Consider the following 23,665-nt stretch of genomic DNA (forward strand, 5'->3'; position numbering starts at 1 on the left):
AGGAACGGATGGCAGATAGTTTCCGGGCGGCGCCAATATTCGATTTACTCTTATGCGGTCGAACTATCCGCCATCCAAAGAGCATTGAGCGCCGGGACGAAATGATCCCGATGCTCCTGGGGAATGCGCGCCAAGAGGTCCGTCTCAAACGCCTGGGTGATGGCCTTGGTTCGCACAAGGCGTTTCTTTCCCTCCTCAGTGAGCGTGATCGCCATCGACTTGCGATCCAGCGGCCGACGCTGGATCAGCTTTTGCGCATCCAGCCGGTTGAGCAGCGGGACCATGTTCGCACGCTGAATGTCGAGTATGCGCCCGATCTCGCTCGAGGTGATATCATCCCGTCCATCGATCAGCAGCAGAACGGATGCCTCGGACAATTTCAGATCGACCGCCTGCAATCGGGTGGAGAGATCGACCATTATGACATGGGCGGCGCGACGCAAGGCATAGCCGGGCAGATGGGAAAGCGGATCACGCATCGAATCTCCATTATGCTATTGTCAATAGCAATCATATAATGCTATTTGACATAGCAAGTTTTAGTCCATCCGGGAAGGAATGCCATGTCTGATCGTGGAGAAGAAGACACCGTCGGCTTCAAAGTCGAAAACCGCATCGCTACCGTCTGGTTCAACCGCCCTGAAAAGCGAAACTGCATGAGTCCCAAGCTCAATCGGCAAATGATGCGCATATTGGAGGAGCTGGAATTTCGGGAGGATGTCGGCGTGCTGGTGCTGACGGGCGAAGGCACGTCCTGGTCGGCCGGCATGGATCTGAAGGAATATTTCCGTGAGAATGAACATCAGGGTCTGCACGCGACGCGTAAGGCCCAGCGCGAGGCTTATGGCTGGTGGGAACGACTGCGCTGGTATCAGAAGCCGACGATCGCGATGATCAACGGTTGGTGCTTTGGCGGAGCCTATGGCCCGCTCTTCGCGTGCGATCTGGCTGTCGCGGCGGAGGACGCACAATTCGGCTTGTCGGAAATCAACTGGGGAATCCTGCCCGGTGGCGGCGCGAGCAAGATCATCACCGAACTCACGGGGTTCCGTCGGTCGATGTACCACGCCATGATGGGGGAAAACCTGACCGGGACGCAGGCGGCGGAATGGGGTCTTGTCAACGAAGCGGTGCCGACCGATCGCCTTGAGGCGCGGGTGACGGAAATCGCAAATGTGCTGCTGGGCAAGAATGCCGAAGCTCTGCGTGGCACGAAATGGGCCATCCGCCGCGTGCGCGAGATGACCTATGATAATGCTGAAGATTATCTGGTGCGTGCGCAGGAGGCGGCCGGCTTTTTCGACAATGAAGGCCGCAAGGAAGCAACCCGACAGTTCATCGACGAGAAGTCGTTCAAGCCTGGTTTGGGCAGCTATGATCTGGATAAGTCGAAGGGTTGACCGGAACTGTTATCAAGCGGATCGGTTTAGGTCGGTCCGCTTCTATGTGGCATCACGGATCAACGCGACAATCTGGCTCCATCGGCGCGGTCCTTCGAAAATTTCGCAATCAACTCCGTCAGGCTTGGAACGGTCGTCATATTATCCTGAATCACTTTCAGGGGATCGACCATCTGCATGAAGCGGACTCCGCACAGGTCATCGCGCACCCAACTGACGCGCGATGCTATGTCCAGCCCTTTGGCGCGAAGCTGTACCCGACTACCGACATTGAAGCCGCGTCCCTCTTCCAATAGGCATCCCCCCGCGGAGATATCGCCCACGATCACCATGCGGACTTCATCGCCTTCGACCAATTCGGCTTCGAAAGCCGTCACGAAACGCGGGTGCTGTCGACGGTCAAATTTGATAGGTAATTTTTCGACTGTCATCGCGACATTCCTTTAAAAGCGGAAGCGTCGAGCTTTTCGGCGCGGGCATATTCGATAAATCGGTCGAATGTCGCTGAATCTTGTCGATATTGATGAAGAAATCGTTAACGAGGCACATAGACTAATTCAGTTTAATGATTGATTTTATGGTAGAAATTTCTCTACGCACATTCTGCGATGCGGGCTGTCGGTCGAGCGGACAAATAAGTGAGGCCAATCGGAATACACTGAACTTCGCGATGGCTTTCGCTCAGACAATCAGAATATCTGCCTGGCATAATTAGGAACAGTCGGCCATCAACCGTCGGGGGATAGACCAGCGCTTTGCTGCGCCGCATTTTCGGTGTTTACATTGTCGGCCCCTGACTGACCCGTTTCGAAAAAACCAAAGCCCAGTGCAACGGCCAATATAATGACGATCAGCAGCAGGCTGATTGTGAGGATATTGCGGGTGGCCCGCGTGCGCGATCCACCGCGTGCTTCGGTCGTCGTCACATGGGTGACGCTTTCCTCTTTGCTTCCAGTCTCATACATGGCCTTCTCCTTTTGAAACATAACCCGCGCCCTAATTGGCAGGTTCCCTTCCAAACGGAATCCGATCGGCGTCTTACCGCACGCGCACCGCCCTACTGCTGCCCCGCACTATTAGCCCCCCCCTTCGATCACGACATCTTCATGCCTGGCGGGGTCTTCGCGCAATATGCGTATCAGGCGCAGCACTTCATCAACCATGCGCTGGGCGGGTTGGGCATAGGTGGCCAGGGAACAGGCAGGCTATGCCGCCATCGGCACATCGTCATAGCCAACGATCGAGATTTGCCAACCGACATCCCATCCGCACTCATGTCGCGCGACATTGATGGCGGCGATCGCCATGCAGTCATTGGCGCAGAAGATCGCGTCGGGCCGATCCTTGCCAGCCAGCAACCGTCGGGTCGCCGCGGTGGCGGCCTCGATCCGATAGTCGCCCGCCGCGCGAACCGGCGCCGTCACGCCCTGTTCGGCAAGATAGGCAAAAAACGCCTGTTCACGCTGCATGTTGGTGGATGAGCCGTCTGCGCCGGCGATGTGCCCGGCAACTTCCGTCATTGATGGGGCGGACCCCTCGCCGCTAACTCGCTTCGATCATAAAGAGCAAGTCGCGCCGGCTCCGGATACGCTGACGAGCAACTATATCCGCGCCATCATCACGAGAGTCTTGCGGCAATTTTCAGGGCCATTACACGGCTTGGGCTGCCGCATATTGATACAGATCAGCTTTGGGTCGGGTGAGTATGCAATCCGGCCGATCCTGTAAAACAATCGCTTGGCGGATGGCTGAGACCCCTTTACGCGAAACGGCCATGGCAATTGGAAAAACAGCTTTCGCGGCAAGCCCGCTGTCGCGCGCATCGATCTGGGCAGCATTGGGACTGGCCGTTGGTCTCGCCTTTTTCCTTGTCAGCGGTGCGATCGCCTATCGCAACATCCAGAGCCTTCGCCAAAGCGACGAGTCGATCCGCCATACCCACAGCGTGCTTGTCTCGCTCGATGATCTACTTTCAACGACGCAGGATGCGGAAACCGGACAGCGTGGCTATCTGTTGACCGGCGCCCAGGCCTATTTGGAACCCTATGACAGCGCGGTGAAGAATCTGACCGCGCGGATGCAGGTTGTCGCAACGCTGACTCGCGACAATCCGACGCAGCAGGCGAATGTCGCTGCGCTGAAGCGGCATGTCGACGCCAAACTAGCGGAATTGCGTGAAACCGTCCATCTGCGCCGGACCCAGGGGGTCGCGGCGGCGCTGGCTGTGGTGGCGACCGATCGCGGCAAAGTGGCAATGGATGCGATCCGGGCGCAATTGAACGGCATGGCGCAGGAAGAGTTGCGGCTGCGCCAGATTCGCATGGACGACATGGCGACCGCGTCGCGCACGGCCATCACCACCAGCATCTTAACCAGCCTGATCGGCGCGGGACTGACTCTCGTCATCTTCATCCTCATGCGCATCAGCAACCGCGCCCGCGCGCGCCAGCAATGGTTGCAGGCTGGCCAATTAGGCCTGGCCAAGGCGATGGGCGGTGAGAAATCGGTTGAGGAATTGGGCGAGGCGATCCTTGTCTTCCTGGCCCGCTATCTCGGCTTTCAGGGCGGCGCGCTGTTCAAAGGCGAAGGAGGGCGTTTTCAGCGCGTGGCTACGCTTGGCGTGCCGACCGACGCGGATATGCCGTCCGGCTTTTTGGTCAAGGACGGGCTGCTGGGGCAGGTTGCTGCGGAAGGCGCCCCGCTTGTGCTAGAGGATGTTCCCGACGGCTATCTGACCATCGGATCTTCGCTGGGCAGGGACCGACCACGCCATCTTGTCATCATCCCGGCCAAGGCGGACGAGGTCGTCAACGCCGTGCTGGAACTGGGCTTTTTCCAGCCGGTCAGCCCGGCTGTCCTCGAACTCCTCGACCATGCGTCACCGGCGATCGGCATCGCCCTGCGCTCTGCCCGCTTTCGCGCGCGATTGCAGGATGCGCTGGAGGAAACCCAGCGCCAGTCGGGCGAGTTGCAGGCGCAAAGTGAGGAATTGCGCGTTTCCAACGAGGAACTCGAAGAACAGGGGCGAGCGCTCAAGGAATCGCAGGTCCGGCTGGAACAGCAGCAGGTCGAGCTTGAGCAGACCAACAGCCAGTTGGAGGAACAGGCCCAGACGCTGGAGAACCAGCGCGACGAACTGGAACGCGCGACCGGCACATTGCAGTTAAAGGCGCGCGAGCTGGAGCAGGCGAGTCAGTATAAGTCCGATTTCCTGGCCAATATGTCGCATGAATTGCGCACGCCGCTCAACTCGCTGTTGATCCTGTCCAAGTTGTTGGGCGACAATCCCGATGGCAATCTGTCGCACGATCAGGTCAAATTCGCCCGCACGATCGAAGCGTCGGGCAATGATCTCCTTACGCTCATCAATGACATTCTCGACCTGTCGAAGATCGAGGCGGGGCATATTCAGGTCCAGCCCGAAACCGTGCCATTGCAGCGGCTGGTCGGCGATTTGCGCCAGCTGTTCCAGCCTGTCGCCGAAACGCGTAATCTGGCTTTCGAAATAGAGGTAGCGGCCGATTGCCCGCGCGCGATCGAAACCGACCGGATGCGTATCGAGCAGATCCTCAAGAACCTTTTGTCCAACGCCTTCAAATTCACCGAGCAGGGCCGCGTGCGCCTGACCCTGTCCCCGGTGGAGGGGAATCGGATCGCGCTTGCCGTCACCGACACCGGCATCGGCATGTCGAAAGAACAACAGGGGCATATTTTCGAGGCGTTTCATCAGGCCGACAGCACGATCAGTCGGCGTTATGGCGGCACTGGCCTTGGCCTCTCCATCTCGCGGCAGCTCGCCCGTCTGCTTGGCGGCAGCATCAGCCTGGACAGCAAGCCTGGCGAAGGCAGCAGCTTCACCCTCATCGTGCCGCTTATTTACGATCCGGCCACGGTTGCGTCCCGTCCCCCCGCCGCGCCGCCCGCCCGCGTCGAACCCGCGCCGGTTGCGCCTGCGGCATCCGCGCCCGCCAGAAGCGCGCCGAACCAGCCCAAATGGATCGTGGAGGACGACCGCGCTTCGATCGCCGAAGGGCGCCGCCTGCTCCTGATCATCGAGGATGACGAGGTGTTCGCATCGATCGTATGCGAATTGTCGCGCGACCTGGGCTTCCAGTGCATCATTGCCGGCACCGCGGAGGAGGCTGTGAAGCTGGCGCGGGAATATAAGCCGAGCGCCGTCGTGCTGGATCTCGGCCTGCCCGACCAGTCCGGGCTGACCGTGCTCGACCGGCTCAAGCATGATGATGCGACGCGCCATATTCCCATCCATGTCGTGTCTGCGTCCGACCATAGCCAGGCCGCGCTGTCACTCGGTGCGGTCGGGTATCTGGTGAAGCCGGTGAAGCGCGAACAACTGGCGCAAGTGCTGGAAAATCTGCACGCCAAGCTGGCAACGCGGGTCCGCCGCGTCCTTATTGTCGAGGATGATCCGGTCCAGCGTGACGCCGTTGCGCGGCTGCTGTTGACCGACGACGTGGAAACGGTCGGCGTGGGCACCGCGGCGGAATGTCTGGAACAGCTGCGCCAGCACACGTTCGACTGCATGGTGCTGGACCTGAGCCTGCCGGATACGTCGGGATTTGCTCTGCTGGAGACGCTGAGCGAGGAGGGGGATCATGGCTTCCCGCCGGTCATCGTCTATACCGGCCACGACCTGTCGCCCGACGACGAGCAGCGCCTGCGCCGCTATTCCAGCTCGATTATCATCAAGGGCGCCAAGTCGCCCGAAAGGCTGCTGGACGAGGTGTCGCTGTTCCTGCACCAGATCGTATCGGAACTGCCGCCCGAACAGCGCAAGATGATCCAGAAGGCCCGCAATCGCGATGCCGCGTTGGAAGGGCGCCGAATCCTCATCGTCGAGGATGACGTGCGCAACGTCTATTCGCTGACCAGCGTGCTGGAACCGCGCGGCGCGGCGGTCCAGATTGCGCGCAACGGGCAGGAGGCGATCGATGCGCTGGCGGCGTCTGTGGACGATCCTGTAAAGGGCATCGATCTGGTCCTCATGGACGTGATGATGCCGGTGATGGATGGACTGACCGCCACCCGCGTATTGCGCAGCGATCCCCGTTGGGCGGCGCTGCCGATCCTGATGCTGACCGCCAAGGCGATGCCCGACGATCAGCAGCGCTGCCTGGAGGCGGGCGCTAACGACTATATGGCCAAGCCTATCGACGTTGATAAACTGCTCTCGCTGGTGCGCGTATGGATGCCGCGATAATGCAGGGCCAGATGCAGGCCGGCGTCGAGGATATCGAAATCCAGCTGCTGCTGGAGGCGCTGTACCAACGCTATCATTATGACTTTCGCCATTATGCGCGCGCGTCGATCAAGCGCCGCCTGGTTCAGGCGCGCGGGCAATTGGGCTTCGCCAGCTTTTCCGCCATGCAGGATCATCTGCTGCACGATCCCGCGACGTTGCCGCGCCTGCTCAACTATCTGACTGTGCAGGTCAGCGAGATGTTTCGCGATCCCAGTTATTTCCGCGCCTTGCGGGAAAAGGTGATCCCGCATTTGCGGACCTATCCCTCGCTCAAGGTGTGGGTAGCGGGGTGCAGCAATGGCGAAGAACTTTATTCGCTGTCCATCCTGTTCCGCGAAGAGGGGCTGGACCAGCGCACGCTCTTCTATGCGACCGACATCAATCCCGACGCGCTCCAGGCTGCGGAAGCAGGCGTCTATCCGCTCGATCAGATTCGCAAATTCACCGAAAATCATCAGCAGTCGGGCTCCCGCTCGTCGCTGTCGGATTATTATACCGCGGATTATGGTCGCGCGGTGTTCGACAAGGGCCTGCGGTCGCAGGTCGTCTTTTCCGATCATAGTCTGGTGACCGACGCGGTCTTTGCCGAAATGCATCTCATTTCGTGCCGCAACGTCCTCATCTATTTCGATCGCGATTTGCAGGACCGGGCGCTCGGCCTGTTTCGCGACTCGCTCACGCGAAAAGGCTTTCTGGGCTTGGGGTCGAAGGAGAGCCTGCGCTTTTCCAGCCACGCGCCGTCTTTCGCGGATTTCGTGCGGGAAGAAAAAATCTACCAGAGACGGGAGCCATGAACGCGCAGCCGATGGAGGCGATCGCGATCGGCGCGTCGGCTGGCGCCGTTCAGGCATTGCTGCGGATCTTGCCCGCGCTGCCCGCCGATTTTCCGCTGCCGGTGCTGATCGTCGTCCATGTGCCGCCTGATCGGAGCAATGCGCTGGTCGCTCTGTTCCAGTCCAAATGCCCGCTGCCGGTCCGGGAAGCGGAGGACAAGGAACCGATCGCGGCGGGAACGATCTATTTCGCGCCTTCGGACTATCATCTGCTGGTGGAGGCCGACCGTTCGCTTGCCTTGTCCTGGGACGAGCCGGTGAACCACAGCCGCCCGGCGATCGACGTGCTGCTGCAAAGCGCGGCGGACGCCTATGGTCCTGCGCTTGCTGGAATCGTCCTCACCGGCGCCAATCATGACGGCGCGGCAGGCCTGGCGGCCGTGGCCGATGCCGGCGGCTTCGCCATCGCGCAGGAACCGGCCGAAGCGCAGGTGGCGACCATGCCGGCGGCGGCGCTCGCGGCCTGCCCGTCGGCAAGCGCCATGACCCTGGACGACATGATTTTCTATCTTCTGACACTGGCGACGACATGACGAGCGACACGCATCCCCTTTATTGCCTGCTGGTCGACGACCTTGAGGAAAATCTGCTGGCGCTTGAAGCACTTTTGCAGCGCGACGGACTGATATGCCTAAAGGCCCGGTCAGGGGAGGAAGCGTTGGAACTGCTGCTGGTCCACGAGGTCGCCCTCGCCTTGCTCGACGTTCAGATGCCCGGCATGGACGGATTCGAACTGGCCGAATATATGCGGGGCAACGACCGTACCCGCCATGTGCCGATCATCTTCGTGACCGCGGGCAGCGCCGATCTTCAGCGCCGTTTCCGCGGCTATGGGGCAGGGGCGGTTGACTTCATCCAGAAGCCGATCGAAGCCGATATCTTGCGGTCGAAGGCCGCGATCTTCTTCGACCTATACGATCAGCGTCGGCAGATCATCGCGCAGCGTGACGAACTGGCGTCGCTCGCTGCGGCATTGCAGGTGGCCGATCGGCGCAAAAATGAATTTCTGGCGATACTGGGACATGAATTGCGCAACCCGATCGCCGCGCTGGGTGCGGGCCTGCACCTGTTGGAAAAGCGCGAAGGCACGGACGCCGCGCGCGACGTTCGGGGGCGGATGGGCCGGCATGTCCATCATCTGTCCCGCTTGATCGAAGATATCCTCGACATCGCCCGCATCGACCAGGGCAAGATTTCGCTCAAGACGCAGCATATCCTGCTACAGGACGCCCTCGCCTTCGCCGTGGAAACCTGCCAGCCGACGATCGAGGCGGCGCAACACCGGCTGGTCATCGACATCGCCGACGATCCGATCTGGATCGACGCCGATTATGCCCGCATCGTCCAGATCGCCAGCAACCTGCTTAACAATGCCGCCAAATATACGCCGCCTGGTGGTGAAGTGCGCCTGACCGTGCGCGTCGTGGATGGCTGGGCGGAGATAGAGGTGGCCGATACCGGCATCGGCATCGCGCCGGACATGCAGGCCCGGATTTTCGACCTGTTCGCGCAGGTGAATCGCCCGGCGGGCGATGCGCAGGATGGCCTTGGCATCGGGCTGGCGCTGGTCCGGCAACTGGTGGCGCTGCACGGCGGCGCGCTGTCGCTCAAGCACAGCATCCCCGGCGAGGGCAGCATCTTCCAAGTACGGCTGCCGACGGTTGAGGCGCTGGTGGCCTGAACCATGGCCTGAACCATGGACTGAATCCGGCGCACGGCCGCCGTGGCTGTCGCGGGCAGACGATGCTAGGGAGGCACCATGCTCACCCTGCGCCAGATCGAAATATTCCGCGCCATCATGATCGCCAAGACGGTTAGCGCCGCCGCGCAGATGCTCGGCACGTCGCAGCCGGGCCTCAGCCGTATGCTTGGCCATATGGAGGACAAGCTGCATTTCCGGCTGTTCGACCGGACGCGCGGCCGATTGGTGCCGACCCATGAAGCGCGGGTGCTGTTCAGGAAATCGAGCATGTCTATAAGGGCTTCGAAGACCTCAACCATGTCATCAAGCGGCTGGCCAAGGGCGAGGACCGGACCTTTCGCGTCGGCGCGTCGCCCTCGCTCGGCCATTCCGTGGTGCCCAGGATGCTGGCCCGGCTGACCGCCAACTATCCCGGCCTCACCATTCAGTTCGACATATTGTCGGTCGAGCAGGCGTCGGATTATCTGGCGTTGCAGCGGGGCGACTATGCACTGAGCGTCTTCCCGATCGACCACCCCAACATCCTGTCGAGCCGGATCGGCGCGGGGCGGATGGTGTGCGCGGTGCCCACCAGCCACCGACTAGCCGACCGCACGCGGATCAGCGTCGCCGACATCGCCGGCGAACAGCTGCAATCCTTCCGCCCGGACACGCCGCACGGCCGCATTATCGCCGACATGTTCGCGCGGGCGGGGCAGGCGCTGGACGTGGAGACTTATATCCGCTTCGCCGAAACAGCGGTGGCCTTCGTCGCCAACGGCATGGGCGTGGCCTTGGTGGACAGCTTCACCGCGATGCAGGCTCATGCCGAAACGGTGCGCTTCCTGGAGTTTGACGATCCTGGAACGCTGCCGGTCTATATCAACCGCAATCTGGAATCGCCGCGCGCGATCATCGGCGAGACGTTCGAAGAGATCGCCCGCACCATATTGTTGAGCGTTCCCCGCCCAAAGCCATAACATAATAGCATGGACGACCGTGTTTGAGGCTCTGGAAAGCAAGGGTCAATCGCAACATGGTGGCCAGACCCGCAGAATAGAACCAGATACGGCACCGGGTTGGTTCGAGCTATGGGGCATGGTTCGCCCCGCGAGAGGATGAAAGGCGTTTCTTCGATGGCCAGCTATTCCGCCAGCGGCACCGTATCTGTCCGGCCCTATGTGACCGTGGACAATCCCGCCACGCCCATATCGGCATTGGCGTCGGACAGCGTCTGGACTGCGCGTCAGATACTGGTCGTTGCGACCTGCTTCATCCTCAATATGCTGGACGGCATGGACGTGCTGATCCTGTCCTATATCGCGCCGGCCCTGTCGAGCGATTGGCAGGTCAGCCCTGAAAGCCTGGACGTCGTCTTCAGCGCTGGCCTAGCCGGCATGGCCGCGGGCGGCCTGCTCATCGCGCCGCTGGCGGATCGCTTTGGCCGCCGCAAGCTGATCCTCGCCTCGCTGGTCATGATGGCCGCCGCGATGTTCGCGTCCGGCATTGCCACCTCGATCGGCGAACTGATCGCCAGCCGCTTCATCATCGGCATCGGCATCGGCACGGTGCTGGCCAGCATGGCGGCGCTGACCGCCGAATATGCGCCGACGAAGCATCGCACCTTCGCGGTCGGCTTCCTCCAGGCGGGCTATCCCGTCGGGGCGACGCTCACCGGCTTTGTCGTCGCCAGCCATTTGTCGGAACATGGCTGGCAGGCGATGCTGCTCGCCGCCGCCGCCCTGTGCGCCATCGCCATCCCGATCGTCTGGCCGGTGCTGCCCGAATCGATCGCCTTCCTGCTCAGCCGCCAGCCCAAGGGGGCGTTGCAAAAGGCCAACCGGCTGCTCGCCTCGATCGGCCAGCCGCAACTCGATGCGCTGCCGCCGCAGGATGTCAGCGAAACCCGCCACGCCGGCGTGCGTGGCCTGCTGACCGAAGGGCGCGCGCGCAGCACCATCCTGTTGTGGCTGGCGATCACCTTCAGCTTCATGACGCTCTATTTCGTCATCAGCTGGATTCCCAAGCTGGCGGTCGAGGCTGGCCTGCCCGCGAAGGACGCCATCTATGCCGGCGCGATCTACAATATCGGCGCTTTCATCGGCACATCCTCGATCGGCCTGGTCGCCATGCATTTCGACCTGCGCCGCCTGATCCTGGTCTATATGGCGCTGGCGGCCGTGGCGCTAACGGTCTTCGGGTCGGTCGCCATGCCGCTGGCCGCGACGCTCGGCACCGCCTTCCTGATCGGTGTGTTCGTGCAGGGCGGCTTCAACGGCTGCTATCCGCTCGCCGCCAGCCTCTATCCGCCCGAAGCGCGCGGCACTGGTATCGGTTGGGCGATGGGCGTCGGCCGGATTGGGGCGGTGATCGGCCCGATGCTGGGCGGCGTCCTGCTCGCCGCCAAAGTCTCGCTGCCGGTCATCTTCGGCATCTTTGCGGTGCCGGTGGTGCTGGCGGGGATTTGCGCCTCGCTGATCCGCCTGCCCAAAGCCGCCTGAACCGCTTCATCCAAGGATCATCGCCATGTCCTTCGCTTCCCCCGCCGATGCGGGCTCATCCCGCGCGTCCATCCTCTGTGGCCTGATCGGCAGAGGCATCGCTGGATCGCGCAGCCCGGAGATGCACGAAGGCGAAGCCCGCGCGCTGGGCCTGCCGATGGTGTATCGCATCCTCGACGGGGAAGTGATGGGCTATGACGCGGACGGCCTGCCGGGCCTGCTCGACATGCTGGTCGGCATGGGTTTTGACGGGATCAACGTGACCCATCCCTTCAAGCAGGCGGTGATGCCGTTGGTCGACAGCCTGTCCGACGCGGCGAGAGCCTTGGGTGCGGTCAACACCATCCTGTTCCGCGATGGCAAGCGCCATGGCGACAATACGGACTGGTCTGGCTATCGCGCGCATTTTCTGGCGGGCCTTGGCGATCGGCCGCGGGCCCATGTCGCGCTGATCGGCGCGGGCGGCGCGGCGGCGGCGATCGGCTACGCCCATCTCGACCTCGGCGCGCAGAACATTACGATCATGGACCCCGCGCCGGAACGGGCGAGCGCGCTTGCCGATCGGCTGGGCACGCTGTTCACGCAAGCCCAGGTGAAGGCGGCGCTGTCGGCTGCAGACGCCGTTCGCGGCGCAGATGGCATCGTCCAATGTTCGCCGATCGGGATGCTCAGCCATCCGGGCCTGCCGTTCGACCCTGCCTTGCTGGCGCCCGATCAATGGGTATCGGACATCATCTATTTCCCGCTGGAAACCCAATTGCTCCAGGCAGCTTCGGCCAAAGGCTGCGCGACGCTGAATGGCGGCGGCATGGCTGTGATGCAGGCCGCCCACGCTTTTGTGCTGTTCACTGGCGTTGAGCCTGATACCGCGCGAATGCTGCGTGCTTTCGACAGTTTCAGCGATCGAAAGGGCGCCGCATGATCGCCGACAGTCCGCCCGCCATCGTTATCGCCGTGCCGGTTGTCGCCGCGCGGCAATTGCAGGGGCCGTCCGCCGGTCCTCAGACTCCGGCGCCGTCGCCGCCGGCCGACAAACCCGGCTGGCGCGCGCGGTTGAAGGACAAGGGCGTCGAGCTGACCTTCTCCTACGTGTCCGAAAGCGCCGCGTCCATCACGGGCGGGCGCGACGGCGGCGCGGCCTACACCCAGCAATTGCTCGCCTCCGCCGCGATCGACACCGGCAAGGCGTTCGGCCTGGATGGCGGCAAGATCATCGCGACGATCATCCACCGCAAGGGGGAGGATCTGACCGCGACACGCCTTGGCAACCTGTTCGAGGTGCAGGAATTATTCGGTGGCGGGCAGGATTTACGCCCGGCTGAACTCAGCTATGAGCAGAAGCTCAATGGCGGCAAGACCGCGCTCAAATTCGGTCTCTATCATACTGGCGACGATTTCGCGACCTTGCCCAGCGGCTGCCAGTTCCAGAATTTCGCCTTCTGCCCGCGCCCGACCACGCTATTTTATAACAGCGGCTTTTCGGGCTTCCCGATCCCGCGCTGGGGCGTGCGCGTCCGGCAGGAGATTGCGCCGAACCTGACCGTGACGGTCGCGGGGTTCGAAGTGAACGCTTTCCGCGCCCAGACCGGGGCAGGCTGGAAGCTGGCGCCGCGTTTCGACAGTTTCGTGCTCCCGGTAGAACTGGGCTGGAAGACGGGGCAGGCGATTGGCGGGCTGCCGGGCCTGGTTCGCATCGGGGCGCTGGTGGACACGACCGACCGCGCCGACGTGCGCGATGATATGAACGGAGATTCCTATATTCTGTCGGGCCTCGCCCCGGCCATGCGGCAGGAACGGTGGAGCGCCTGGGCGATGGCGGAAAAGATGGTGGTCCGCTTCGGGCCGGGCGATCGCGGCCTCAGCCTGTTCGGCACGGCCACCCTGTCGGATCGCCACACGGCGCGGGTGCCCATTTTCGTCAGCGGCGGCTTCGTCGCGCGCGGTTTGTGGGACAGCCGGCCCAAGGATAATTTCCGGCTGGGGCTTGTCTATGCCAGGGTAAATCCTCGGATCACGGATCGGCAGCGTGACCAAGTCGCACTGGGCCAGAATGTCGCGGTGCAGACCCATGAGGTCAGCGGCGAGATTTTCTATGGGTGGCAGGCGACCCGGCAATTGCTGCTGCGTCCCAACCTCCAATATATCCACCGCGTCGGCGCAACGAACCTTTATCCGGACGCGCTGGTGGCGGGCGCGACCATCAAGTTCATCTTCTGACGGATCAAGCCCGATCTCCCTTTGCTCCGACGCACGGAAAGAGGGGCTGATTTACAGCGTTGCCGTCGGCGTCGCTTCTGGCCTGAACCGGTTCTGCGCTGCCAGCCGCACTCCGGCATTGGGCGCGCCATAACCGGCATAACCATTGGCGCGCTGGACGAATTCGAAGAAGAACAATTTGTCGAACGCGCGGCTATAAAGCTGCCAGAAGCCCGCGCCGTCGCTATCCTCGTCATAGAGGATGCCAAGGTCGGCCATGCGGGCGATCATCGCATCGTCCAGATCGAAGCGGGCGGCCAGATCGGCATGATAGTTGACGGGTATATCCAGCATCGCCGCGCCTTCGTCGCGCAGCGCCTGCGCCGTCGCGAAGATATCATCGGTGATCAATGCGACATGCTGATAGCCGCCGCCAATGCCATGGTCCAGAAAGCGGGCGGACAATGTCTCACGCGCATCCGTCGCATTGATTGTGACCCGGAACGCGCCGTCCGCCGATTGCAGCGCCTGGCTGTGGACGAGGCCCGAAGGGTCGATCACATCTTGCGCCGCCCGCGCTTCCAGCCCGAACAGGGCGCGCCAGTAGAGCTGCCACGACAGAAATTCGTCATTATGGACGACGGCAGCGAGGTGATCGATGCTGCGGGCGTCAGCACCGACCACCCCCGCATCGCCATCCGTCGCGTGAAATTCGCGCGCCCACAATCCCTCGACCTCGTCCGCGTCGATCAAATAGACTAGGCTGCCGCCCACCCCGCGCAGCGCCGGCATGGCGAGGCGACCGGGCCGGCCTTCGGGGCTATAGGCCTTGATGCCCAGCGCCGCGGCGCGAGCCAGCACCGCCGCCTTGTCCTTCACCCGCACGCCTATCGCGCAGATCGCCGTGCCCTGCGCCGCGCGATAGGCGCTGGCGAAACCCTTGGGCTCCGCATTGATGACCAGATTGACGCCGCCCTGCCGCCAGCGTGTCACCTTCTTGTGGCGATGCTCGCCGACCAGCGTGAAGCCCAGCGTCGCGAAATTGCTGCCCAGGCGCGCGGCATCGCGACCATCTGCGGTGAATTCGACGAATTCGGCGCTCAGCACGGGTTGTGGCGCTGGCATATCGGTGGGTTGATCGATCAGTCGCTTCGCCGCGTCACGCACATAGTCGAGCGACCGGCAGCCATCTTCGGCGACCAGCCGCGCGGCATTGGAGCGGAACCGGTCGTTGAAGATTTCCAGGCTCAATGGCCCGTCATATCCGGTGCGCAATATTTCCGCCACGAAGCCTTCGACATCCAGCCCGCCCTGACCCGGCAGGTTACGGAAATGGCGGCTCCAGTAGAGCAGGTCCATGTTCAGCAACGGCGCGTCGGCCAATTGGACGAAGGCGATCTTGTCGCCAGTTATGGCGCGGATGCTATCGTTTGGGATATTGCGCGACAAGGAATGGAAGCTGTCGAGGATGATGCCCACATGGGGATGGTCGACCGCCTCCACGATGGCCCAGGCGTCGCGATGGTCCTTGACATGCCGGCCCCAGGCGAGCGCTTCATAGCCCAGGATGATGCCGCGTTGCTGCGCGATATCGCCCAGTTCGCGGAAATCATCGACGATGCGCTCCCGCTCGCCCAGCGCCGCGGGGTTGCAACTGGAGCAGATAAGGATGCGATCGGCGCCCAGTTCATCCATCAGGTCGAACTTGGCCTTCGCCCGGTCGAAGGCGCGGCGGCGCAGGTCGCCCGGCATCCCCTCGAAATCGCGAAACGGCTGGTAGAGCATACAGGCCAGGCCCAGATCGTCCAGCATCGCGCGGACCTCATACGGGGCGAGGGCGGAGCCGATCAGGTCATTCTCGAAAATCTCGACCCCGGCGAAACCGGCGACGGCCGCCGCCTTCAGCTTTTCCTCCAATGTGCCGCGTAGCGACACGGTGGCGATGGCGTTCTGGGGCAGGGTGGGGGACATGGCGGCTCCTTATCAAGCCGTCATAGTCGTGGCCTCGGTCGACATCGGCAATCGGGCCGAAATGACCGGGGCATAGCTTATGGTTATAGCAGAGGATCACTGGAGAGCGTCTTGATGTCAGCGCTGACGCGGGCGATGTCGGGTGGCGCAGCCATGACGATGGCGGACGTAGAGAGCAGCCCGGCCAGCATGAACGAACGTACGATAAAGAGGGCAACATAATCAACTCTTTGACGCAGGGCTGCGCGATGAGTCGGATCATGCCGATCAGGCCGACGATGTCGACAGTAACAGGCTGGGATATCTGGTAATATCGTGGCGCCAGACGGCGGGTTGATCGAAGCCCCGGCCGTGGTCCAAAGGGAGATGATCGCGGCCGAAGCGACCATCCCCCCGCGCAGTTTACTTCATCGTCGGAATTACGAAGCTCTGGTCCACAACTGCGCCGCCGGTCGGCCAGCGCTGGGTGATCTTCTTGTTGCGGGTGTAGAATCGCACGCCGTCCTCGCCATATTGGTCGAGATCGCCAAAGCCTGAACGCTTCCAGCCGCCAAAGCTGTGATAGGCGACCGGCACCGGGATAGGCACGTTGATACCGACCATGCCGACTTCGACCTGCGCCGCGAATTTGCGGGCATAATCGCCGTTGCGGGTAAAGATGGCGACGCCGTTCCCATATTGATGCTTGCTCGGATAGCTCAGCGCTTCCTCGAACGTCTCGGCGCGCAGGATCTGGAGCACCGGGCCGAAAATCTCGTCCTGATAGCTCTTCATCTGCGGCGTGACCCGGTCGATCAGCGTGGGCGCGAGGTAAAAACCGTCCTCATAACCCTGGAGCTGGAAGCCGCGGCCATCCACCACGATTTCCGCGCCTTCATCGGCCGCCATCTGGATGTAGCTCTCCACCCGCGCCTTATGCTGGCCAGTGACAAGCGGGCCATATTGCGCGTCGGGATCGCTGGGGATGCCAGGGCGCAGCGTCTCGATCGCAGCAATCAGCTTGGTGCGGAAGATTTCAGCCGTCGCTTCGCCCACCGGGGTCACGACCGGCAGCGCCATGCAGCGCTCGCCCGCCGAACCATAGGCCGCGCCAACGATGTCGGCGACCGCCTGGTCCATGTCCGCATCGGGCAGGATGATGCCATGGTTTTTCGCGCCACCCATGCACTGGGCGCGCTTGCCGTTGGCGGCGGCGCGCTGATAGACATAATTGGCGATGTCAGACGACCCGACGAAGCTGACCGCCTTTATGTCGGGGTGGTCGAGGATGGCGTCGACGATTTCCTTGTCGCCATGGACGACGTTCAGGATGCCCGCGGGCAGGCCTGCCTCCAGAGCCAGTTCAGCCAGTCGGACCGGCACCGACGGATCGCGCTCGGATGGCTTGAGGATGAACGCATTGCCGCAGGCGATCGCCATCGCGCTCATCCACAGCGGAATCATGGCAGGAAAGTTGAATGGAGTGATGCCCGCGACGATACCCAGGGGCTGACGGATCGAATAGACGTCGATGCCGGGCCCGGCGCCTTCGGTATAATCGCCCTTCAGCAGATGCGGGATGCCGCAGGCGAACTCCACCACTTCCAGCCCACGCTGAATATCGCCTCTGGCGTCGGCGATAACTTTGCCATGTTCGGATGACAGCATCCGCGCCATATCGTCCAGATTAGCCTCGATCAGCTCTTTGAAGCGAAACATTACGCGGGCGCGGCGCTGCGGATTGGTTGCAGCCCAGTCCGGTTGCGCCGACAGCGCGGAATCCATCGCCTTTTGCAGCTGCGATGGCGTAGCCAGGCCGACCTGCGCCTGCACCGCGCCGGTGGACGGGTCCAACACGTCCGAGAGGCGCGCGCCGGGGAAGGACACGCTTTCCCCGTGAATGAAATGGCTGATGGAACGCATGATTTTTGATCCTCTCCAGACGATGCAATGACAGCGCTATAGACCCACCGGCTTTGCAGATATACAAGCCCATTAACACAATGGTTGTGCGAATTTACCTATGCTTAATTCCGACGAACTGCGCCTGTTCCTGGCCGTGATGCGTGAAGGCAATATGTTGGCCGCCGCGCGCCGTATCGGCGTGGACCATAGTACGGTCGCCCGGCGCATGACCAATATGGAGCGCACGCTGGGCGCGCGGCTGTTTGATCGATCGCCTCGCGGGGTGATGCCCACGCCCGCCGCCTTCGCGCTGGTCGGCCATGCCGAACGGATCGAGAGCGAGTTGCTGGCGGCGATCAGCAGCGTAGAGGGGCGCGACCGCGATGTCGAAGGCATAGTGCGGCTGGCGACGCCCGAAGCCTGCGCCGCGCATCTGGTGGCACCCCATGTCGCGACGTTACGCGCGCGCCACCCCCGGCTGACGCTGGAACTGGCGTCGGAAAGCCGCGCGGCGAGTCTCTCCAAGCGGGAGGCGGACATTGCGGTGATGCTCAATCCGCCGCCCAAGGGACGGCTGGTGACGCGCAAATTGGTGGATTATCGCCTCGCTCTCTACGGTTCGCGCGACTATCTGGAGCGAGAGGGAATGCCGGAAAGTCGCGCCGACCTCGCCCGACACGGCTTTGTATCCTATATCGACGATCTGGCCGGATTTCCCGAAATGATCGCGCTCGACGAATTGCTGCCCGGCGCGCAAATCCGCTTTCGCGCCAGTTCGAGCGCGGCCCAACATGCAGCGGTCGCGGCCGGCATGGGGCTGGGCATGCTCCATGTCTTCGCGTCGGCGCAGGACGATCGGCTGATCCAAATCCTGCCGGCGGAGATGGCGGCGCGGCGCAGCTACTGGCTGGTGATGCACGCCGACCTGGAGGGATTGCCGCGTGTCCGGGCGGTGGTCGATTTCCTGGACGAGGTGATGCGGACCCTGCGCGATCAGCTCTGATCGCGCGATCACCTGCAACTTTCAGCTTTTGATCGCATCCTGTTTGAAACGGGCGACATGCCCCAACACCGTTTCGGCATGTTCGGGCCGACAGATCAGCAGGTCGGGCAGATATACGTCAGCCTGGTTGTAGACGAGCGGCGCGCCGTCAATGCGCGAACAATGGAGGCCATGGGCGCGCGCGACCGCGACCGGGGCCATGCTGTCCCATTCATATTGGCCGCCGCTGTGCAGGTAGATGTCGGCCTGACCCAGGATGATCGCCATCGCCTTGGCCCCCGCCGATCCCATCGGCACCAGTTCCGCGCCGAGATGTGCGGCCACTTCGATCGCTTCGGCCGCCGGACGGGTGCGGCTGACAACCATGCGCAGCCGGTCCGGCGCGAGGGGCAAAGGGACGGGTTCGTCGGACCTCAGCACCATACCGCCATCCAGCCCCGGCAGCGCAACCGCGCCGATCACCGGCTGGCCGTCGATCGCCATACCCACATGCACCGCCCAGTCGGCTCGCTCCTCGCCATATTCGCGGGTGCCATCGACCGGATCGACGATCCACACCCGGCTTTTGGCCAGGCGATCTTCATTATCCTTTTCCTCTTCGGACAACAGCCCGTCGTCGGGCCGCTGTTCGCGCAGGGCGTGGCAGAGGAACTGGTTGGCGGTCTGGTCCCCGGCCTTGCCCAGCGCCTTGGGGCTGAACAGGCCGGACGCCCGGACGTCGAGCAGCAGCCGTCCCGCTATCTCGGCGAGATAGGCGGCCAGCTTGGCGTCCGACATCGCACTATTGGGGGCGGTGCTCATGGGATCAGCCGCGCGACGATCGCCTCGGCCGCTTCCTCCGCAGTCATGTCCGCCGTGTCGATCCGGATCTCCGGATCTTCGGGCGCTTCATAGGGGCTGTCGATGCCGGTGAAATTCTTGAGCTGGCCCGCTCGCGCCTTCTTGTAGAGGCCCTTGACGTCGCGCGCTTCGGCATCGGCCAGCGAGGTGTCGATATGCACCTCGATGAACTCGCCCGGCTGCATCATCTGCCGCACCATGTCGCGTTCGGCCCGGAAGGGGGAGATGAAGGCGGTGATGACGATCAGGCCCGCATCGGTCATCAGCTTGGCGACCTCGCCCACGCGGCGGATATTTTCCACCCGGTCGGCGTCGGTGAAGCCCAGATCCTTGTTCAGGCCATGGCGGACATTGTCGCCGTCCAGCAGGAAGGTATGGCGGTTCATCCGCGCCAGCCGCTTTTCGACCAGATTGGCGATGGTCGATTTGCCTGCGCCTGAAAGCCCGGTGAACCAGAGCACGGCTGGCTTCTGATTCTTGAGGCCCGCATGAAAATCGCGGCTGACGTCGGTCGCCTGCCAATGGACATTCTGGGCGCGGCGTAGGCTGAAGTGCAGCATCCCCGCGGCCACCGTGGCGTTGGTGATCTTGTCGATCAGGATGAAACCGCCCAGCGTCCGGTTGTCGGCATAGGGTTCGAACACGACCTGCCGATCGGTCGACAGGTTCGCGACGCCGATGGCGTTCAACTCCAGCGTCTTGGCCGCCAGTTGCTCCATCGTGTTGACGTTGACCTGATATTTGGGCTGTTGCACTGTGGCGGTGACCGTTTGGGCGCCGATTTTGAGCCAGTAGGAGCGGCCCGGCAGCATTTCCTCGTCCGCCATCCATACGATCGTCGCTTCGAACTGGTCGGCGACCTGGGGCGGGCTGTCGGACGCCGCGATCACGTCGCCGCGCGAACAATCGACCTCGTCGGCGAAGCAGAGCGTGACCGACTGGCCGGCGACAGCTTCTTCGAGATCGCCATTGAGGGTTACGATGCGGGTGATGGTGCTGGTCTTGCCGGAGGGCAGCACGCGGATGGCGTCGCCGGGGCGCACCGATCCGGTCGCGATCTGGCCGGAAAAGCCGCGAAAATCCAGATTGGGGCGGTTGACCCACTGGACCGCCATGCGGAACGGCTTGTCAGCGTCGGCCGCGCTGTTGACATCGACCGTCTCCAGATGCTCGATCAGCGCCGGGCCTCTATACCAGGGCGTATTGGGGCTGAGGCCGGTGATATTGTCGCCCTTGAACCCGGAAATCGGCATCGGCGTGAAGGCGGTGATGCCGATCGAGCGGGCGAACGCGGCATAATCCTTGACGATGCCGTCGAACACGGCCTGATCATAGCCGACCAGGTCCATCTTGTTCACGGCCAGCACGATGTTGCGGATGCCGATCAGGTGGGCGAGATAGCTGTGGCGCCGGGTTTGCGTCAGGATGCCCTTGCGTGCGTCGATCAGGATGACGGCCAGGTCCGCGGTCGATGCGCCGGTCACCATGTTGCGGGTATATTGTTCGTGGCCGGGGGTGTCGGCGACGATGAACTTGCGCTTTTCGGTGGCGAAGAAACGATAGGCGACGTCGATGGTGATGCCCTGTTCGCGCTCGGCGGCGAGGCCATCGACGAGGAGGGCGAAGTCGATCTCCTGCCCCTGGGTGCCGACCTTCTTGCTGTCGGCCTGAAGCGCTTCGAGTTGATCCTCGAAGATCATCTTGCTGTCGTAGAGCAGCCGGCCGATCAGCGTCGATTTGCCGTCATCCACCGACCCGCAGGTGATGAAGCGCAGCATCGTCTTATGCTCATGGACCTTGAGATATTGATCGATATCTTCAGCGATGAGCGCGTCGGTCTTGTAGATGGGGTCGGTCATATGTTCATCCCGTCATCCCAGCGAAAGCTGGGATCGCTATGATCTGGGCGAAGGCGGTGCCCGGTGGCACAATACCCCGGCCTTAGCCGGGGTTGACGCTTCGGAATGCTGCGCATTCCGTGGCGCGTCAAAAATACCCTTCCTGCTTCTTCTTCTCCATGCCGGCGCCGCCCGCATCCTTGTCGATAGCGCGGCCCTGCCGTTCCGACGTGGTCGTCAGAAGCGTTTCCTGGATCACTTGCGGAAGCGTCTTGGCGGTGCTTTCGACCGCGCCGGTCAGCGGATAGCAGCCCAGCGTGCGGAAGCGGATCGAGCGCATGACCGGCGTTTCGCCCGGCATCAGGGGGAAACGATCGTCATCGACCATCAGCAACATGCCGTCCCGCTCCACCGTCGGGCGGATGTCCGCGAAATAGAGCGGCACGATCGGCACATTGTTCAAATGGATATATTGCCAGATATCCAACTCGGTCCAGTTGCTGATCGGGAAGACGCGGATGCTTTCGCCCTTGTGCTTGCGGGCGTTGTAGAGGTTCCACAATTCGGGCCGCTGATTCTTGGGGTCCCAGCCATGGGACGCGGTGCGGAAGGAGAAGATGCGCTCCTTCGCCCGGCTCTTTTCTTCGTCGCGCCGCGCGCCGCCGAACGCCGCGTCGAAGCCATGGAGGTTGAGCGCCTGCTTCAACCCTTCCGTCTTCCACATGTCGGTATGCAGCGCGCCATGGTCGAACGGGTTGATCCCCCGGTCCATCGCTTCCTGATTATGATAGACCAGCAATTCCATGCCGCTTTCCTGCGCCATCCGGTCGCGCAGCTTGTACATTTCCTGAAATTTCCAGGTCGTGTCGACATGCAGGAGCGGGAAGGGCGGCGGCGAGGGATAGAAAGCCTTGCGCGCCAGATGCAGCATCACCGCCGAGTCCTTGCCGACGGAATAAAGCATTACCGGCTTTTCGGCCTCAGCCACCACCTCCCGCAGGATATGGATGCTTTCGGCTTCGAGCCGCTCCAGATGAGTCAGGGTCTTCACGTCCGCCATGGATCCTCGCAATCTTCTTGCGAGCGACCTTGGCAGCAAGCAACTATCATTGGACCTCCCAAATGGGAGGGTATATGACCAGCTCATGCGATTGGATGATTCCGGCCTGCTGGTCAGCCTGAGCGAGGGCATGTTCCAGCAGCCGCTTTGGCACGATTTTCTCGACCGGCTGCGCAGCCGGATGCAGGTCCGCTATGTCAGCCTGGCCTTTCGTCCGATCGATGAGAAGAATATTGTCGAGCTATATGCCGGCCCTGCGGCGCCGCCACATCTGGGCCGGCTGTTCGCCGAGAAATATGTGCACGATCCGCTGGCTCATCGCAACATGCGGGAAGGGCGGGTTTATTCGCTCGCCGAACTGATCCCGCCGGACAATGCCGCGTTGCAATCCTATCGGAGCGATTTCCTGCATGGCATGGGCGTGGATGACATAAGATCCGTGCGGGTGACGGAGAGCAGCGGGGTGGATGCCTGGCTGAGCTGCGCGAGCACGCGCATATCGTCATCGGCCACGGCGTTGCTGACCGCGCTCGCCCCGCATCTGCGCACGGCATTGCGCGGCTTTGTGGCGCTGGAGCGGGAGAAGTTGCGATCGACCCTGACGTCAGAAGCCTTTGGGCGGCTGAATTTCGGCTGGCTGACGCTGGATTTCCAATGCCGCATCTTGGACATGACGCCCCATGTCGAACAGCTGTTCCAGCGCAACACTATCCTGCGGCGCGGGCGCTATGACCGGCTGACCCCGACATCGCCGGGGCTGGACCGCGAATTAACGGCGCTGGTCAAGATGTTCGCGCAGGATGCGGAGGCGCGGCCGCGCGCGATCAATCTGAGCCGCGATCCGTGGATGGACATGCTGGTCGCGCCATTTCGCGGACAGTCGGTGGCGGCGGGCGGGACGCCGGTGGCCATCGTCTATCTGAGCGGCGACCGATCGTCGCAGGCGGATCGGTGCGAGCAGTTGGTCGACCTGTTCGGGCTATTGCCCAGCGAGGCGCGACTCGCCTGGGAAATGGGCCAGGGGATTCCCATCGCGCAGGCCGCTGCCAATCTCCATCTGACGGTTGAGACGGCGCGCAACTATTCAAAGAAAATCTACGCCAAAATGGGGGCGCGGGGCCAGGCCGAACTGGTGCGGATCATCCTGAGCAGCGTCTTGGCGATCGCCTGATCGCGCCGATGGGACAGCGAGTTG

Annotated in this window: 21 protein-coding genes; 12 read left to right on the forward strand and 9 right to left on the reverse strand. The window is 62.5% G+C overall.

The annotated features are described in order from the left end of the window. Positions 1–50 precede the first annotated feature (50 nt). Entirely contained in the window at positions 51–479 is a 429-nt protein-coding gene (locus tag sphantq_RS20700) for a MarR family winged helix-turn-helix transcriptional regulator (protein ID WP_066608260.1), read from the reverse strand. Positions 480–563: 84 nt separating this feature from the next. Between sphantq_RS20700 and sphantq_RS20705 the strand changes: the two genes are divergently transcribed. Next, positions 564–1,400, forward strand: a complete 837-nt coding sequence (locus sphantq_RS20705; protein WP_066608258.1) for a p-hydroxycinnamoyl CoA hydratase/lyase — start codon at positions 564–566, stop codon at positions 1,398–1,400. A 59-nt stretch (positions 1,401–1,459) separates the two neighbouring features. Here sphantq_RS20705 and sphantq_RS20710 read toward each other — a convergent pair whose 3' ends face one another. From sphantq_RS20710 to sphantq_RS20720, 3 genes are all read right to left on the reverse strand, one after another. Further along, positions 1,460–1,831, reverse strand: a complete 372-nt coding sequence (locus tag sphantq_RS20710) for a PilZ domain-containing protein (RefSeq protein WP_129927482.1) — start codon at positions 1,829–1,831, stop codon at positions 1,460–1,462. Between the two features lie 297 nt (positions 1,832–2,128). Continuing rightward, a complete protein-coding gene (locus sphantq_RS20715; protein WP_272800294.1) occupies positions 2,129–2,365 on the reverse strand; it encodes a hypothetical protein in 237 nt (78 codons plus the stop codon). 240 nt (positions 2,366–2,605) lie between these two features. Continuing rightward, the gene (locus sphantq_RS20720) at positions 2,606–2,920 is read right to left on the reverse strand and encodes a substrate-binding domain-containing protein (RefSeq protein ID WP_129925820.1); all 315 of its coding nucleotides are present in this window, start codon (positions 2,918–2,920) and stop codon (positions 2,606–2,608) included. 254 nt (positions 2,921–3,174) lie between these two features. Here sphantq_RS20720 and sphantq_RS20725 point away from each other — a divergent pair, with 254 nt between their 5' ends. The 9 genes from sphantq_RS20725 (at position 3,175) to sphantq_RS20765 (ending at position 13,895) form a co-directional block, all read left to right on the forward strand. Further along, positions 3,175–6,621 (forward strand): response regulator, encoded by a 3,447-nt coding sequence (locus sphantq_RS20725; RefSeq protein ID WP_272800295.1) that lies wholly within the window; start codon positions 3,175–3,177, stop codon positions 6,619–6,621. After that, the gene (locus sphantq_RS20730; protein WP_408021517.1) at positions 6,606–7,457 is read left to right on the forward strand and encodes a CheR family methyltransferase; all 852 of its coding nucleotides are present in this window, start codon (positions 6,606–6,608) and stop codon (positions 7,455–7,457) included. The genes sphantq_RS20725 and sphantq_RS20730 overlap by 16 nt, the downstream gene beginning before the upstream one ends. Beyond that, positions 7,454–8,029, forward strand: coding sequence for a chemotaxis protein CheB (locus tag sphantq_RS20735; protein WP_272800296.1), 576 nt, complete (start codon positions 7,454–7,456; stop codon positions 8,027–8,029). Before sphantq_RS20730 ends, sphantq_RS20735 begins: the two co-directional genes overlap by 4 nt. Continuing rightward, the gene (locus tag sphantq_RS20740; RefSeq protein ID WP_066608239.1) at positions 8,026–9,177 is read left to right on the forward strand and encodes a hybrid sensor histidine kinase/response regulator; all 1,152 of its coding nucleotides are present in this window, start codon (positions 8,026–8,028) and stop codon (positions 9,175–9,177) included. The genes sphantq_RS20735 and sphantq_RS20740 overlap by 4 nt, the downstream gene beginning before the upstream one ends. Before the next feature lie 78 nt (positions 9,178–9,255). Beyond that, the gene (locus tag sphantq_RS20745; RefSeq protein ID WP_272800297.1) at positions 9,256–9,597 is read left to right on the forward strand and encodes a LysR family transcriptional regulator; all 342 of its coding nucleotides are present in this window, start codon (positions 9,256–9,258) and stop codon (positions 9,595–9,597) included. Continuing rightward, entirely contained in the window at positions 9,573–10,157 is a 585-nt protein-coding gene (locus sphantq_RS20750) for a LysR substrate-binding domain-containing protein (RefSeq protein ID WP_272800298.1), read from the forward strand. Before sphantq_RS20745 ends, sphantq_RS20750 begins: the two co-directional genes overlap by 25 nt. 156 nt (positions 10,158–10,313) lie before the next feature. Next, positions 10,314–11,678: an MFS transporter gene (locus sphantq_RS20755; protein ID WP_272800299.1), complete on the forward strand. Its 1,365-nt coding sequence runs from the start codon at positions 10,314–10,316 to the stop codon at positions 11,676–11,678. A 25-nt stretch (positions 11,679–11,703) separates the two neighbouring features. Next, the gene (locus tag sphantq_RS20760) at positions 11,704–12,600 is read left to right on the forward strand and encodes a shikimate dehydrogenase (RefSeq protein WP_272800300.1); all 897 of its coding nucleotides are present in this window, start codon (positions 11,704–11,706) and stop codon (positions 12,598–12,600) included. Then, positions 12,597–13,895 carry a carbohydrate porin gene (locus tag sphantq_RS20765; RefSeq protein WP_272800301.1) on the forward strand — a complete coding sequence of 433 codons (1,299 nt, stop codon included), beginning with the start codon at positions 12,597–12,599 and terminating at the stop codon, positions 13,893–13,895. Before sphantq_RS20760 ends, sphantq_RS20765 begins: the two co-directional genes overlap by 4 nt. Positions 13,896–13,946: 51 nt before the next feature. Here sphantq_RS20765 and sphantq_RS20770 read toward each other — a convergent pair whose 3' ends face one another. Continuing rightward, positions 13,947–15,845, reverse strand: a complete 1,899-nt coding sequence (locus sphantq_RS20770; RefSeq protein ID WP_272800302.1) for a bifunctional sugar phosphate isomerase/epimerase/4-hydroxyphenylpyruvate dioxygenase family protein — start codon at positions 15,843–15,845, stop codon at positions 13,947–13,949. Between the two features lie 402 nt (positions 15,846–16,247). Beyond that, positions 16,248–17,747 (reverse strand): CoA-acylating methylmalonate-semialdehyde dehydrogenase, encoded by a 1,500-nt coding sequence (locus sphantq_RS20775; protein ID WP_066608217.1) that lies wholly within the window; start codon positions 17,745–17,747, stop codon positions 16,248–16,250. A gap of 100 nt (positions 17,748–17,847) precedes the next feature. On the opposite strand from sphantq_RS20775, the gene sphantq_RS20780 reads away from it, so the two are divergent. Next, complete coding sequence (locus tag sphantq_RS20780) at positions 17,848–18,732, forward strand: LysR family transcriptional regulator (RefSeq protein ID WP_272800303.1); 885 nt, start codon at positions 17,848–17,850, stop codon at positions 18,730–18,732. A 21-nt stretch (positions 18,733–18,753) separates the two neighbouring features. Here sphantq_RS20780 and sphantq_RS20785 read toward each other — a convergent pair whose 3' ends face one another. The 3 genes from sphantq_RS20785 to cysD form a co-directional block, all read right to left on the reverse strand. Further along, positions 18,754–19,533 (reverse strand): 3'(2'),5'-bisphosphate nucleotidase CysQ, encoded by a 780-nt coding sequence (locus sphantq_RS20785; protein ID WP_242495949.1) that lies wholly within the window; start codon positions 19,531–19,533, stop codon positions 18,754–18,756. Then, positions 19,530–21,431 carry a sulfate adenylyltransferase subunit CysN gene (gene cysN, locus sphantq_RS20790; protein ID WP_066608204.1) on the reverse strand — a complete coding sequence of 634 codons (1,902 nt, stop codon included), beginning with the start codon at positions 21,429–21,431 and terminating at the stop codon, positions 19,530–19,532. Before cysN ends, sphantq_RS20785 begins: the two co-directional genes overlap by 4 nt. 127 nt (positions 21,432–21,558) lie before the next feature. Further along, a complete protein-coding gene (cysD, locus tag sphantq_RS20795) occupies positions 21,559–22,470 on the reverse strand; it encodes a sulfate adenylyltransferase subunit CysD (protein WP_066608201.1) in 912 nt (303 codons plus the stop codon). An 85-nt stretch (positions 22,471–22,555) separates the two neighbouring features. Here cysD and sphantq_RS20800 point away from each other — a divergent pair, with 85 nt between their 5' ends. Beyond that, positions 22,556–23,641: a helix-turn-helix transcriptional regulator gene (locus sphantq_RS20800; protein WP_272800304.1), complete on the forward strand. Its 1,086-nt coding sequence runs from the start codon at positions 22,556–22,558 to the stop codon at positions 23,639–23,641. The last annotated feature ends 24 nt before the right edge of the window (positions 23,642–23,665 follow it).

The sequence above is a fragment of the Sphingobium sp. AntQ-1 genome, from assembly GCF_028538045.1.
Classification (GTDB): domain Bacteria; phylum Pseudomonadota; class Alphaproteobacteria; order Sphingomonadales; family Sphingomonadaceae; genus Sphingobium; species Sphingobium cupriresistens.

Bases quoted from the DNA above. Each gene is read 5' to 3' on its own strand.
- sphantq_RS20700 (WP_066608260.1), bottom strand. From the start codon at position 479: ATGCGTGATCCGCTTTCCCATCTGCCCGGCTATGCCTTGCGTCGCGCC.
- sphantq_RS20705 (WP_066608258.1), top strand. From the start codon at position 564: ATGTCTGATCGTGGAGAAGAAGACACCGTCGGCTTCAAAGTCGAAAAC.
- sphantq_RS20710 (WP_129927482.1), bottom strand. From the start codon at position 1,831: ATGACAGTCGAAAAATTACCTATCAAATTTGACCGTCGACAGCACCCG.
- sphantq_RS20715 (WP_272800294.1), bottom strand. From the start codon at position 2,365: ATGTATGAGACTGGAAGCAAAGAGGAAAGCGTCACCCATGTGACGACG.
- sphantq_RS20720 (WP_129925820.1), bottom strand. From the start codon at position 2,920: ATGACGGAAGTTGCCGGGCACATCGCCGGCGCAGACGGCTCATCCACC.
- sphantq_RS20725 (WP_272800295.1), top strand. From the start codon at position 3,175: ATGGCAATTGGAAAAACAGCTTTCGCGGCAAGCCCGCTGTCGCGCGCA.
- sphantq_RS20730 (WP_408021517.1), top strand. From the start codon at position 6,606: ATGGATGCCGCGATAATGCAGGGCCAGATGCAGGCCGGCGTCGAGGAT.
- sphantq_RS20735 (WP_272800296.1), top strand. From the start codon at position 7,454: ATGAACGCGCAGCCGATGGAGGCGATCGCGATCGGCGCGTCGGCTGGC.
- sphantq_RS20740 (WP_066608239.1), top strand. From the start codon at position 8,026: ATGACGAGCGACACGCATCCCCTTTATTGCCTGCTGGTCGACGACCTT.
- sphantq_RS20745 (WP_272800297.1), top strand. From the start codon at position 9,256: ATGCTCACCCTGCGCCAGATCGAAATATTCCGCGCCATCATGATCGCC.
- sphantq_RS20755 (WP_272800299.1), top strand. From the start codon at position 10,314: ATGGCCAGCTATTCCGCCAGCGGCACCGTATCTGTCCGGCCCTATGTG.
- sphantq_RS20760 (WP_272800300.1), top strand. From the start codon at position 11,704: ATGTCCTTCGCTTCCCCCGCCGATGCGGGCTCATCCCGCGCGTCCATC.
- sphantq_RS20765 (WP_272800301.1), top strand. From the start codon at position 12,597: ATGATCGCCGACAGTCCGCCCGCCATCGTTATCGCCGTGCCGGTTGTC.
- sphantq_RS20770 (WP_272800302.1), bottom strand. From the start codon at position 15,845: ATGTCCCCCACCCTGCCCCAGAACGCCATCGCCACCGTGTCGCTACGC.
- sphantq_RS20775 (WP_066608217.1), bottom strand. From the start codon at position 17,747: ATGCGTTCCATCAGCCATTTCATTCACGGGGAAAGCGTGTCCTTCCCC.
- sphantq_RS20780 (WP_272800303.1), top strand. From the start codon at position 17,848: ATGCTTAATTCCGACGAACTGCGCCTGTTCCTGGCCGTGATGCGTGAA.
- sphantq_RS20785 (WP_242495949.1), bottom strand. From the start codon at position 19,533: ATGAGCACCGCCCCCAATAGTGCGATGTCGGACGCCAAGCTGGCCGCC.
- cysN (WP_066608204.1), bottom strand. From the start codon at position 21,431: ATGACCGACCCCATCTACAAGACCGACGCGCTCATCGCTGAAGATATC.
- cysD (WP_066608201.1), bottom strand. From the start codon at position 22,470: ATGGCGGACGTGAAGACCCTGACTCATCTGGAGCGGCTCGAAGCCGAA.
- sphantq_RS20800 (WP_272800304.1), top strand. From the start codon at position 22,556: ATGCGATTGGATGATTCCGGCCTGCTGGTCAGCCTGAGCGAGGGCATG.